A 12648-nucleotide genomic window follows, 5' to 3' on the forward strand; every position below is an offset into this window, starting at 1 on the left:
CGGGGGCATCCGCGCGGCGTAGTTCCTTCCACCCGGCGGACCGGCCGACGCCGTCGGTTCGTTCGGCTTCGTCCTTGTCGGCGTACCGGGCGGCGCGGACTTACGTGTGGCGCAAGGTGTGGAGCTCGCAGATGTCGGGGTCGGTGGTGAAGCGGTAGATGCGGGGCTTCTCCCGGCTGCCGGTGGCACTGAAGCTGAACACGGTCCGCCAGTCCCGGAAGGTGGAGTCCCACACCTGCTTGCCGCCGGTGAGGGACAGCTGGATGTCGTCGTCCATCCCGATGACCTTGTCCAGGGGATTCAGCCTCCACGTGCCGGAGACGGCGCCGGTGTGCTTCGGGTTGCTCGGGTGGTTGAACGCGGGCCAGTCAGAGGCGGTGAACGTTCCGTCGGCCTTGAGCGTGACGGTCCCGAACGGATCGGCCTTGTAGGAGCCCACCATGTCCTGGCGGGTGAGCCCCGCAGGGCGTTTCCCCTCGACACCGCACGAGAAGTAACGGGCACATCCGGTGCTGCTGACCGATGTGGCCACGACCAGCGCGCATATGAGGCCAGTGGCATGCCAACGCATCCCAACCCCCTGAAAGGCTCCGAAAAGGCGTGCAAGCCAATGATTTCAGAAGCCACGTTTGCAGACGTCACAGGGGTCCAGCGGCCCGGAAAACCCTTCGGCAGCCCGCAGCAGCGCAAGGCACAGTTGCCCCATGAACGGACGAGGGCTGAGCCACGACGGAACGATCGCACGCGAAGGCGCACTGGAAAAGGTGCCGGCAGCGTTCCTCCCCGTCGTCGACGCCGCCCGGGCTCACATCGCCGAGACGTTCGGCAGTACGCGCCTGCACAGCGCCTACCTCTACGGCAGCATCCCCCGCGGCACCGCGACACCCGGAGTCTCCGACCTCGACCTCCAGCTCGCCCTCCACGACGGGCCCACCGCGGCCGACCGCGCCGACGCCGAAGCGATCGAGGCCGCGCTCGACCGCGCCTTCCCCCAGATCAAGGGCGTCGGGATCCTGCTGAGCAGCACGCGCGTTCTGCTCAGCGAGCTCGAACGTCACGACGCCGGCTTCTTCATCGCCTGCCTCTGCACCCCGCTGCTCGGCCCCGACCTCGCAGCACACCTGCCTCGTTACCGTCCCACCGCCCTCCTCGCCCGCGAGACGAACGGCGACCTCGCCCTCGTGCTGCCACGCTGGCGCGCCAGAGCCGCCGAAGCCACCACGAACGCTGATCGTGAGATCCTCGGCCGCTCGGTCGGGCGCCGCCTCGTCCGCACAGGATTCACCCTGGTCATGCCCAGATGGGGCGGCTGGACCAGCGACCTCGACGAATCCGCCGAACTCTTCGGCCGCTACTACCCCGAGCGCGTCGAGCAGATGCGCGTCGCCGCGTCCACCGGCCGCGCGACCTCGGCCGATCCGGCAGCGCTCGGGACGCTCATTGACGACCTGGGTCCTTGGCTCGCGGCCGAATACACAGCCGTACACGGTAGGAAGGCCCCACGTCCCTGACGAGCGCCCTTGCGCCACGTTCGACCCGGGCGCGTGAAAGCGCGTGAAAACATCGCGTCCCCCTGCCGGTCCGTAGGCAGGGAGACACGGTCGTTCAGGTGGTCAGGTCACTTGTCCCGGCATTCGATGACGCCCGTGGCGATGCCCTTGAATGTGCCCGTGAGCATGCCGATGGCCGCTCCTTCGGGGCCACCGCGCAGGGTGCCCCAGAGACCTCCCTTGACAATGCCGGCGCCGATCTTCTTGGCCATGCACTTGTCGTGTTCGTCGTTGTTGTCGGCAGCGGGAGCGGCCATGAAGCACTTCGCCGCCGTCATCATCTTGACGGCCTTCGCGGCGGGGGCGGCGGCGCCACTGCCCAGGGAGAAGGCCGGGGGCGTGATCGTGCCGGTGATGGTGTCGCCGGTGACGCCTTCGATGGTCTGGGTGACGGTGTTGCCGTCCACCGCGAGATCGACCTTGTGCGTCGTGCCGTTGGTGTCCGTGACGGTGCCGGGATGCACCGTTGCGATCGTGCTGCCGTTGGCGTCACTGACCTGGACGCCGCCCTTGTCGGCGGTCAGCTTGCCACCTGCGGGCACATCTATGGTGTCCGTCGCGGTCCTCGCGAGTGCGGCGGGCTTGATGTCGGCGCTGCTGGTGCCACTGCCGGGCGCGTCCGTGCTGGTGCGGGCGATGTACATCGTGGAGCCGGCCGCCGAGTTGATGACGGGGACGGTCACGGTCGCGTCAGTGGTCCACGGCTGGTTGTCGGTGTCGAAGGTCCACGTGCCGGTGACCTTCTTGCCGACGGCGGCGAAGTCGACCCACCCGTAGTTCTTGGGCGGGACGATGCCGAACGCGTTGGGCTTCCCGTCGATGGGACGGAAGTGCCACTGTTCGCCGTCCTTGCCCGCAGGGCTGTTGAACGGCGGGCTGGGTGGCGTAGATGCACTTTCCGGAGGAGGTGCCGGGGGCGCCGAGCGTGATCGAGCATGGCCAGGGCGAGGAACGGGGCCGCTATCGGGATCCACCGTGTACGAGTGGTACTTCGGCCCCCGCAGCGACGAGGCCTCGTGCTTCATCATGCGGGCCGACCATGCCAACCGGCACGGTTTCAACCCCCTGCAGCAGCCGCTGACACCCTCCCCGACGATCCGTATGAGCAGGTCGACCGCAACGAGGCAACCAAGGGAGGTTCCTGATGCTCGCGTTCCGCACCGTCGGTGCCGAAGTGCGCGGCGATGTCCCGAGCGAACACCGTCTGAGCCTGGATGAGCTGACGCTGGTCCTGTACAACGCCAATGAACAGGTGGGCGCCGGACTCGGCTACCGAGTGGTCCGCAAGGCCGTCAACAGCGTCCTGGAGGACTCTGGCACGCGTGTCGTCGACACCATCCGCGACTACCTCAGCGATGCTTTCGGCTCCAGGACAGTCAGGTCGGCGCTGACACTGTCAAGCGCCTGGAGTGGGCTCGTGAGCGGCCCTTGGTCGCGTACAGCAAGGACTTCGCGAGCTGTCCGGATGAGATCGCCCGCTTCGAGGCCCTCGCTGTGAGTGATATCCGACCCCGGCAGAAGCCGACGCGCCCTGTGCGCTCTTGGCACAGTGCCGTGCCCCGCCAGTCAGGCAGGTCCGGGGCACGGCGAGTGTGGGTGCCTATTGGTTACGGGGTGACGGTCACGGTGAACCACTCGTGGTCCAGGATGCGCTCGCTCTGCACAGCCCGCCCGTACTCGCCCCCCGCTGCCTCGTTCTGGTCCTTGGGTACGTGGCTGCGGACGCATTTCTGCGCGCGGCCGAGGTACCTGAGCTTGTCGACCTCCCACTGGAAGGTGGCGGAGTTGAACCACGGGTGGATCTCCGCGCACAGGTTCCCGTTCGTGCCGCCCTGGCTCGAAGCGGCAAACGGGAACTCGTCACACGAGTCGGGCTCCGCCGTGACGAGGATGGGCTTGAAGGGGTTCGGCGCGGCATAACAGCTCTGGTACCGCTTCTGCGTCGTCGTCGGGCCGTCCTCGTCCTCCTCATCACTGCCCCGCTGCAGGGGCGCCACCTTCGTGCCGGTGTTGCCGCCCTCCAAATTGTCCTGGGCCCACTGGTAGGTGATGGCCGCAGCCCCGTACTGCGCGATGGAAATCTTCACGTCGGCCATGTGCCCCATCACGATGCACCCCGCCGCACGTCCCACGGCCTTGTCACAGCGCAGTTCCGGGCCGTACCAGGTGCCCAGGGGGATTACCCGCGTGTCCGCCTCGGTGGAGGTGAGGTCCCCGTGGTAGGTGGGGATGACCACGCTCTGGCCGCCTTTGCCCACGGTGGTCTTGTAGACGACGAAGTCCTCCTTCGTCTCGCCAGCGCCGATGGGCACGTACTTGCCGCCCCACGCCTTGGCCTTGTACATCGTGCACTGCCCCGAACATGAGGGCCCGAACGCGAACAGTATGGTCCCCTCGCCTTCGGCCTTCATGACCGTGGCGCTGATCGTCTCCTGCCAGGTCTGGGCCTTCGGGTCGATGGCGGCGGCGCGGGTGACGAAGCGGAGCTTGGCCACCAATAGGACCTTGCCATCCGTCTTCCTTGTGAGCGTGTAGGGGACATTGGCCTCGCGGCAGTAGGAGTGGCGGGTGTCCTCTTCCGTGCAGGAAGGCGCGGACGCACGGGCCTTGGGCCCGGCCGCGACCGGCGGCACGGCGTGGCGGGGGCCGTCCCCCGCGACGCAGTCGACCACACCCACGCCCTCCTTGCCGACCTCGCCGGGCGCGGTCGGCACGCAGCCCTTGCCCGCCACAGCGGCGCCCGCCTTCGCCGGTGCGGCGGCGGACGCCGTGGTGGTGGTGGTGAGGGTGGCGGCGGTCAGAGCGAGTGTGGCTATCGCCATCAGGCAACGTCTTGCGCGTTTCACGATGGTCCCTTCGGTGGTGGTCCACTGGTCACACGGCCGTACAGGTGACAGAGATAGTAGGAACCACCGACCGGGCTCAGGTTCGGAATTCGCAGCCTTGTCCGGAATTCGCGACCGGTCCGCAGCGGCGGGCGGGCCGCATCGCCGGAACAGGCCATTCCGCCCGGGGTTATCACACTGGCCGGTTACGGCATCCCCCTGTCATCGCTGGTGGCGCTATGTTCGCTCGCGCTCAGCACCCTTACACCGACCACACCAACGGCCGGGGTTCCCGCCCGTTCGCGTCCCGGCCCATGGGGGAATGACTAACGATGCGTCACACCAGACCGACCGGCCTCCTCGGAAAGGGGCTCGTAGCCCTCACCGCTGCGGCTGCCTCCGCGCTAGCCACGATGAGCCTCGCCTCACCGGCCACGGCCGCCCCGGCCAAGCCCGCCGCCGCCCCGGCGGCCAAGCCCGGTGACACCTGCACCCCGGCCGACCTCGGCACCCGCCACCCCTACATCAAGAGCGCCGAAGTCACCCCCACCATCACACACTTCAAGGGCTGGTACGTCACCGATGGCTCGACCGGCTCCCAGACCGTCGACACCAGCACCCAGGAAACCATCTCGGTCTCCGTTGGCCTCAACGGCAACATCCAGGGCAGCTTCCAGGTCGAAGCCCTCGGCATGGTCGGCGGGACCGTCGGCCTGAACGTCCAGGTCAACTACACCCACACCAGCAGCACCAACAAGTCCATCACCTGGAACTTCCAAAACCCCGGCTACTACGGCCTCTACGAGGGAACCAAGAAAGTCACCGGCACCTACGGCAGCCTCAACTGCAACCGCACCGACCTCGGCGGCGGCACCTACGCCCTGAAGTGGGTCGAAGGCCCCGACACCGGCTCCTACACCACCTACACCACCCTCGAAGAAGGCGCAGTACGCTGCGAGGACAAGGTCCCCGCCAACAGCATCATGGCCGAGGCGCAGGGCCTCCTCGCCTGCGGCTCGGCCGCCGCCACCGCGAAGCACCCGGCCGGGCCGGTGCCGTCGGCGAAGGCCTACGCCGCCAAGAAGCCTGCCACGAAGACGGCGGCCAGGGACGCGGCCGAGAAGGCTGCGCCGAAGAAGATGGCCGGGAGCGCGGCCGTCTCTCGCGCGGCGCAGGGCTTCACCTGTGACCCCGGCTTCTACAAGATCGGTGTACCCGGCAAGTCGCTGTACTGGACCGGGCCCCTCCTGGGGGCCGACGGTGTTCGCCTGCGACCCTCGACGATCTTCAGTGGAGACCTTGATCAGTGGGCGCTGTGCAACAAGGTGGAGCGCAACGGCGTCATCGAGGCCACCCTCGTCAATCACCGCAGCCAATGGTGTCTGACCGTCCCCGAGCAGAACGCGGCCACTGAACGCGCGGTCCTGCAGATGGCCCGGTGCGCGGAGGACGACCTCCAGCGCTTCTACATCTACCGCGACGTACCCGGCAGCCCGAAGATCGGTATACAGAACAAGTACACCGGCTCCATGATCGGCCATGACCGATACGCGGACGGAGAGTTCCTGCGCCAGTACAGCAGCGGCAGGCAGGACGGTACGGGCACGTACACCCTGACCGCAGCCTGACGGCCCCCACCCCGTAAGCGCGGCCCCGCACGTGAAGCCCCCGGCCTCCCGGCTCCGTGCGGGGCCTTCCGCGTCCCTACCCCGATGGTGCCCCTCATCGTGGTGTACGGGATCAGCGGCCGGGAGTGCGCGTGCGTTTACCCGGGGCGCACTTCCACGGGTGAGTACCGCTCCCTGAACAGGTGGCGGGCCACCACATAACTCTCCTTGGTGAACGCCCAGTTCAACCACGAGGAGTGGACAATGGCCCTGTCCCAGTCTGAACTGATACGGCTCCTTGAGTTACTACGCTCGACCGACGGAATCGAGCTCATCCGCGCGATCGCCGAGCGGATGGTGCAGGAGCTGATCGAGGCCGAGGCGAGTGCTCATGTCGGCGCGGAGTGGAACGAGCACACGCCGACTCGGACCACTGTCCGCAACGGGCACCGCGACAAGGTGCTGACCACGCTGGCCGGCGATCTGGACCTGGAAATCCCCAAGGTTCGCGCCGGCAGCTTCTTCCCCAGCCTGCTGGAGCGTCGGCGCCGCGTCGACCAGGCCCTCTACGCCGTGACCATAGAGGCATACGTGCACGGCGTGTCCACCCGCAGCGTTGATGACCTGGTCAAAGCCCTCGGTGGGGACAGCGCTATCTCCAAGTCCGAGGTCTCACGGATCTGCGAAGCCCTGGACGAGCCATTGACCGCGTTCCGCACCCGCCCGCTCGACCACGTCCGCTTCCCCTACGTCTACTTGGACGCGACCTACCGCAAAGCGCGGGTGAACCATCAGATCGTCTCCCGGCCCGTAGTGGTCGCCACCGGCATCACCGAGGACGGCAACCGCGAGGTCCTGGGCCTGATGGTCGGCGACAGTGAGAGCGAGGCGTTCTGGAAAGAGTTCCTGCGCTCACTGCGCGAACGCGGCCTGTCCGGGGTCTGACTGGACATCACCGACCAGCGCTCCGGGGCTGGTCGCCGGAGTCCGCAAGGTGATGCTCGGCGCCGCCTGGCAGCGGTGCAGGGTTCATTTCCTGCGGAATGTCTTCGGAATAATCGACCGGGATTCCGGTGAAATGGTCGCCGCGACGATCCGCACCATCTTCACCCAGCCCACCATCGGCCTCTTGCGCACCCAGCTGGACACCGTCGCGGATATGCTCGGTATCCAGTTCCCCAAGGTCAAAACGATGCTGCTGGAAGCGAAGGAAGATCTGACCGCGTTCGCGGACTTCCCGCCCAGGCAAGGGATGCGACCCTTGATGTTTTGGCGCGATATCGGCCACGGGATGATTGCGGCGCTCACTCCACGACTCCTCGGCCTCGGTGTAGACGACCATCCATTCGTCCGGAGCGTCCGTCGGCTGAAACGCCTCGCAGGCCAGATGCAGAGTGGTCCCGGACTCGGGGCAGGCCAGTCTGGAAGGCTCACGAGGGCCGTTGAAAGGGAACTGCGCTGTCCACAGCCGCCGGAAGTCGGCACTCGCCGTCATCAATCCGCCTACGTGCGCGGCGAGTTCCGCGTCATGCGGTCGTCGCACCGTCTCGGTGCGCAGGTACGCCACGATCTCGCGTGCCGATCCCTCCCAGTTGAGGAACAGCGACCGGGCACGTGGATAGGTGAACATCAGTCGGCCGAGCGAGCGGTCGTGCACCGGGATCCGGGGGAAGTCGAAGAAGACGCGTGCGGCAAGTTGGTTCCACGCCACGATGGCGCCGTTGCGGCCGACCAGATAGGCCGGGGAATCGCGCAGGGAGTCAAGGACGCGCTGCACGCCGTCCCGTACCGGCTTCCCACCGGCCCCGGCCCGGGCATCGGCGGTGAGGGGGCGCCCGGCCAGGGCACGCAGGTAGCGCCGTTCGCCCGGAGTGAGCCGCAGCGCACTGGCGACCGCGTCGAGAACCGTATCCGAGACCAGGGAGGTGTGCCCTCGTTCCAGACGGATGTACTGGTCGACGCTGACCGAGGCCAGTACGGCCACTTCCTCCCGACGGAGCCCTGAGACCCGGCGTGCTCCGTGGAAGCGCAGCTCCACATCGTCAGGGGTCAGCCGTGAACGGTGGAACATCAGGAAGTCCCGTAGCGCGGTCTTGCGGTCCATCCGGGCATTTTCCGCGGGGGCCGCGGGTCGGGACAAATGCTTTGACGGACGGTGGAGCGGGTCCGGGACAGTGCAGGTTCTGCCCTGTCCCGGAAACCCACTCCCGTCCGATTCTGGATCGCGTTCCGACACTCCCCAGGAGGGCCCGTGGAAACCAGCCAGCCCAGCCGCACCGCGATGCACGCAGCGCACCACCGTGCCCGCCACCAGAGCGACCCTCAGCGGATCCTCACCGACCCGCTGGCACCGAGGATCCTGCGTCTCGATCCGGACGAGCTGCCGCCGCTGCCTGATGAACCGCTCGACCTGTACGGCATACGGTTCGTCGCCGCCCGCAGCCGCTTCGCCGAGGACGCGCTCGCCTCCGCCGTGGCCACCGGCACCCGGCAGTTGGTGATCCTCGGTGCCGGCCTGGACACCTTCGCGTACCGCAACCCCCACGCCGGACTGAGGGTGGTCGAGGTCGATCACCCGGCCACCCAGGCGTGGAAGCGGCAACAGCTGGCGGCGGCCGGTATCACCGTTCCTCCGTCGGTGACCTTCGCCCCCGTCGACTTCGAACGCGACACCCTGGCCGGTGCGCTGGCCACGGCCGGGCTGGACCGGACCCGGCCGGCGTTCTTCCTCTGGCTCGGTGTCACTCCCTACCTCACGCGGGAGGCCGTCCTCACCACCCTGCGCTTCATGGCCGGGCACCACGCACCGGTGCAGATGGTGTTCGACTACTACGGCGAAGCGCCGTCGACGTTGTCACCGGAACTCCGCGCCGTGCGCGAAGCCGCGGCGAAAATGGTGGCCGAGCTCGGTGAGCCCTGGCTCAGCTGCTTCACCCCGGAGGACATCGCCGACGAGCTGCGCGCGATGAAGCTGGACGGCATCGAGGACCTCACCGGCCCTGAACTCGTAGCGCGCTACGTCGGACGACCCGTCCCCAAAGCCGACCCAGTGGGCGGCCGTGTGCTCCATGCGGGACGCACCGTGGCCCTCTGACAGAGGTTGGTCATCGCCCGATGCCGCGAAGCCAGGAGTCCGGAGGCGGTGCCAAGGAGTGGAGCGGATCCGGTGCGCGCGATCCCCGTACACCACTCCCCTCCCGGTGGTGCGTGGTGTGGTGCTCAAGTACGCGCCACACCACGCACCGGCGTTGCAAGGGTCATGCCGGTCAGCGAACAACCTTGTAGCTGAGGGCCGGGTAGGAGAAGTCGCCCCGGTGCAGGCTCCCGAGCGCGAAGTACAGGTCACTGGGTCGGTCGGGGAGCCCCGTCCGGCAGTCGTGGTTGTAGAAGACCTCGATATTGGCGGTGGTGAAGTTGACCGCGGACAGCGCGGGCTCCGGAAGGGTCTGGCAATCGGTGTTGCCGATGTCGACCGGCATCTGTCTGCCGGTCAGGTCGTGGCCCGTGGAGAAATAGGCCACGGGTGCGTGCGGGAGATCAGCCGCCGCGGCGGGCTGAGCGAGGCCCATGCCCACCAGCAGAGCGGCCCCGGAGGCGGCGACAGCGCCACCGGTCAGATACGTTTTCCAGGCTACAGCCATGAGTGCACTCCTCTTTCAGACGTGACAGCGACGCCGCCGCCGGTACGGCGGAGCGGTCCGGTCAGCGGCGAGTGGTTGGTCATTGCATCTTCAACAGGACATGTGTCGGGGTCAACTCTTTTCGGAATTGGGGTGGTTCGGTGCGTCATATCCGGCCAGACGGGCGTGCACGGCGGAAGGACGAACCCCAACCCGAGCCCGCCGGGGCAGTCGCCCACCCATGACGCAACCTCCCCATGTCCCACGGTGCACGGACAACGGTGCCTCGCGAGAAATGGACCGGCAAGTCCAGGCGGAGCGGGCCGCACATGTCACGCCCCGGGGGCTCTCGCCGTACAGTGCAACCCACTGGTCCATTGAGGTGCAGAGGAGATATCGGGATGCCGGACGCGCTGACCGCGAAGGGCCGCGCCACACGGGACCGCATCATCGAGGGAGCGGCCGAGGTCCTGCGCGAGCAGGGTGTCGCCTTCACGACACTCGACGACATCCGCAGCCGCACCGGAACCAGCAAGAGCCAGCTCTTCCACTACTTCCCCGCCGGAAAGGACGAACTGCTGCTGGCAGTGGCCCGGTTCGAGGCAGACCGCGTCCTTGAGGACCAGCAGCCTCACCTGGGACGCCTGGATTCGTGGGAGTCCTGGCGGCAATGGCGCGATGTGGTGGTGGAGCGGTACGAACGCCAGGGCGACCATTGTCCCATGGGAGCGCTGTTCCTCCAGGTCGGACAGTCCGGCCCAGGTGCCCGGGCAATCGTGACGGAGCTGATGCGTCAATGGCAGCAGCAACTCGCCCGAGGCATGCGTGCACTCCAGGCCAACGGCCTGGTGTCGCCGACCCTCGACGTGGACCGGACGGCCGCCGCGCTGCTGGCGGGAATCCAGGGAGGAGTGGCCATCATGATGTCCACGGGCGACCCGACCCACCTCGAGGCAGCGCTCGACACCGGCATCGCTCATCTCCAGGCGACGACAGGCCGGCCCACGCGGGCCTGACAGCCCGCGCAGTCCCGACCGGGCCTCACGCCTGGGGTGCGCAGAAGGCGACCGGGCTGTGCAGGCCCGAGTGGTTGAGCGCGCGGATGCCGAAGAACACGTTGTCCTTGGACAGGTCGACGGTGTGCCGGGTCACGTTCCCGGCCGGGATGACGTGGGTCCACTCCGGTTCGGTGGTCTCCCGCCACACCACCTCGTACCCGGCGAGGTCCGGCTCCGGGCCGCGTTCCCACACCAGCTCGGTGGAGTTGCCGAGGGCGGCGGTGCGGATCTTCGCGCCGCGCGGAGTGCCAGGGGCCTGGGCGAGGGACCACAGGGCGGCCGCGTTCACCCGGGCCACCCGGGCGGTGAAGCCGAAGTCACAGAACTCGGGCAGGTCCCCGTACTGCTTGCCCTCCACCACCCGTACGTCCTGGTGCTGGTGCGCGTAGTTCTCGGCGGGCTCGGTGAACCGTGCTGCCGGATAGGCCTGTTGGAGGTACGGGATGTGGTCGCCGCTGCGCAGATAACGGTCGCGGCGATACACCACCCGCACCCGCATCCCCGTCGCGTCGTTCTCGGCGGTGTCCCGGACGAACCGGGCCAGCTGGCGCGAGACGGAGTCGTTCTCGCCGCCCACCGTGCGCCGCACCTCGGCCTGCTCCGGCGTCTCCGAGGTCGGCACCCCCTCGGCGAACAGCCGGATCGTGTACGGGTCGCGCGAGCCGTCCTCGGCGGTCGAACTCCCCACGATGTCGTTGGTGAACATGCCCTGTACGTCGGCCTGTCGACCCCGGTACGTCCGGGCCATGTGCGCGGCCCCGTACAGTCCCTGCTCCTCGCCCGCCACCGCCGCGAACACCACGGTCGCGGCCGGCCGCCGGGTCGCGAAGACCCGGGCCAGCTCCAGGGCGACGGCCACCCCGGAGGCGTCGTCGTCGGCGCCGGGCGCGTCGCCGGTCGCGTTCATGGGGTCGCTGTTCCGCGAGTCGTAGTGCCCCGAGACCACATAGATCCGGTCAGGCGTGACCGAACCCCTCAGCGTGGCGACGACGTTGGTGATCCTGGTCGCCACCGGGACACGGGGCGCGGGCTCCTGTACGTACGACTGGAGCTCCACGGTCATCCGGCCGCCGGAGGCCTGTGCGCAGCGGCGCAGCTCGGCGAGGAGCCAGTCGCGGGCCGCGCCGACGCCGCGTACGGGATCGTCCTGCGCGGAGAGGGTGTGCCGGGTCCCGAAGGACACCAGTTTGCGGACGGTGGCCTCGATGCGGCGTGGGTCGATCTCCCGCAGCAGTGCGCGGAGTTCGCGCGAGGGGGGTTGTGCGGTGGGTGGCCGGTGGCGGGCGGGTCCTGCGGGCCGCGGTGACCCGGACTGTGCGGGTCCGGCCGCCGATGACATCGCCGCTGCCGAGGGCAGCCCGAGGGCCGCCGCACCGACGGTGGCCGCGCCGAGCACCGTACGCCGCGCCGTACCCGGTCCGCTGTACCCGTCGTGACCGCTGTGCCCGTCGTGACCGCTGTCTCTGCTGCCCGCGTCCTCACCCGGCTGCGTCATGCCGCCATCGTCACGTCCGCCTCAGCACCCCCGCAAGGTCCGGTTTCGGCCCGGCACGGGACCAAGGGGCGATGGGGCACGAGTCTTGGAATGGGCGGGTGACGCGGCGCGCGCCGTCTCGTGGCCGGTGCCGGCGATCGAGTGGCTTCCCCGTCGTCGCCGAAGGCAGGGCCGGATTGACGGCAGCTCAGAAAACCCGTCGTGAGGATTTCGGCGACATCGCGGTGACGGCCGTGCGAGCCGCCGCACCGGTCCCGGAGCGGGACCGGTGAGCGAGTGTGAAGCACACCACACGCCGCCAGTTGGCTTGCAGATCGGGTGAACGCATAGATTTAGGGCGTTGCATCATCGCCCGCTTTCCGGATAGCCGGTCGCCGGTAATTCGGTCAACTATTGAACAACACGACTCGGTTGATCCTTAAACACAATCGCGGGCGGGGTACCGTAACCGACGGAAGAAATATCGTGGAGGGGAATCGACAGCGCCTCCGTT

Annotated in this window: 10 protein-coding genes and 2 pseudogenes; 6 read left to right on the forward strand and 6 right to left on the reverse strand. The window is 68.2% G+C overall.

Going from position 1 to position 12648, the window contains the following annotated elements:
• Positions 1-100: 100 nt before the first annotated feature.
• Positions 101-532: a hypothetical protein gene (locus AB0435_RS10755; protein ID WP_366426706.1), complete on the reverse strand. Its 432-nt coding sequence runs from the start codon at positions 530-532 to the stop codon at positions 101-103.
• Between the two features lie 172 nt (positions 533-704).
• Here AB0435_RS10755 and AB0435_RS10760 point away from each other — a divergent pair, with 172 nt between their 5' ends.
• Positions 705-1511 (forward strand): nucleotidyltransferase, encoded by an 807-nt coding sequence (locus AB0435_RS10760; protein ID WP_366426707.1) that lies wholly within the window; start codon positions 705-707, stop codon positions 1509-1511.
• A gap of 107 nt (positions 1512-1618) precedes the next feature.
• Here the strand turns inward: AB0435_RS10760 and AB0435_RS10765 are convergent, their stop codons facing one another.
• Positions 1619-2578, reverse strand: coding sequence for a hypothetical protein (locus AB0435_RS10765; protein ID WP_366426708.1), 960 nt, complete (start codon positions 2576-2578; stop codon positions 1619-1621).
• A 116-nt stretch (positions 2579-2694) separates the two neighbouring features.
• On the opposite strand from AB0435_RS10765, the gene AB0435_RS10770 reads away from it, so the two are divergent.
• Positions 2695-3048: a hypothetical protein gene (locus AB0435_RS10770; RefSeq protein WP_366426709.1), complete on the forward strand. Its 354-nt coding sequence runs from the start codon at positions 2695-2697 to the stop codon at positions 3046-3048.
• A gap of 109 nt (positions 3049-3157) precedes the next feature.
• On the opposite strand, the gene AB0435_RS10775 is transcribed toward AB0435_RS10770, so the two are convergent.
• The gene (locus AB0435_RS10775; RefSeq protein WP_366426710.1) at positions 3158-4372 is read right to left on the reverse strand and encodes a hypothetical protein; all 1215 of its coding nucleotides are present in this window, start codon (positions 4370-4372) and stop codon (positions 3158-3160) included.
• Positions 4373-4707: 335 nt separating this feature from the next.
• Between AB0435_RS10775 and AB0435_RS10780 the strand changes: the two genes are divergently transcribed.
• Together AB0435_RS10780 and AB0435_RS10785 are read left to right on the forward strand one after the other, a co-directional pair.
• Positions 4708-6003, forward strand: coding sequence for a hypothetical protein (locus tag AB0435_RS10780; protein WP_366426711.1), 1296 nt, complete (start codon positions 4708-4710; stop codon positions 6001-6003).
• Between the two features lie 243 nt (positions 6004-6246).
• Positions 6247-7219, forward strand: a pseudogene (locus tag AB0435_RS10785) (IS256 family transposase); the annotation flags it as partial.
• Between the two features lie 72 nt (positions 7220-7291).
• On the opposite strand, the pseudogene AB0435_RS10790 reads toward AB0435_RS10785, so the two are convergent.
• Positions 7292-8086 (reverse strand): annotated as a pseudogene (locus AB0435_RS10790) (helix-turn-helix transcriptional regulator); the annotation flags it as partial.
• 147 nt (positions 8087-8233) lie between these two features.
• On the opposite strand from AB0435_RS10790, the gene AB0435_RS10795 reads away from it, so the two are divergent.
• The gene (locus AB0435_RS10795; RefSeq protein ID WP_366426712.1) at positions 8234-9076 is read left to right on the forward strand and encodes a class I SAM-dependent methyltransferase; all 843 of its coding nucleotides are present in this window, start codon (positions 8234-8236) and stop codon (positions 9074-9076) included.
• 172 nt (positions 9077-9248) lie between these two features.
• Here AB0435_RS10795 and AB0435_RS10800 read toward each other — a convergent pair whose 3' ends face one another.
• Positions 9249-9623 (reverse strand): hypothetical protein, encoded by a 375-nt coding sequence (locus AB0435_RS10800; protein ID WP_366426713.1) that lies wholly within the window; start codon positions 9621-9623, stop codon positions 9249-9251.
• A 380-nt stretch (positions 9624-10003) separates the two neighbouring features.
• On the opposite strand from AB0435_RS10800, the gene AB0435_RS10805 reads away from it, so the two are divergent.
• On the forward strand, positions 10004-10618 hold the full coding sequence (locus tag AB0435_RS10805) for a TetR/AcrR family transcriptional regulator (RefSeq protein WP_366426714.1): 615 nt from the start codon (positions 10004-10006) through the stop codon (positions 10616-10618).
• Between the two features lie 25 nt (positions 10619-10643).
• On the opposite strand, the gene AB0435_RS10810 is transcribed toward AB0435_RS10805, so the two are convergent.
• Positions 10644-12155 carry a M20/M25/M40 family metallo-hydrolase gene (locus AB0435_RS10810; protein ID WP_366002868.1) on the reverse strand — a complete coding sequence of 504 codons (1512 nt, stop codon included), beginning with the start codon at positions 12153-12155 and terminating at the stop codon, positions 10644-10646.
• Positions 12156-12648: the final 493 nt, after the last annotated feature.

The sequence above is a fragment of the Streptomyces sp. NPDC051173 genome (assembly GCF_040689515.1).
In the GTDB taxonomy this organism is placed as follows: Bacteria; Actinomycetota; Actinomycetes; order Streptomycetales; family Streptomycetaceae; genus Streptomyces.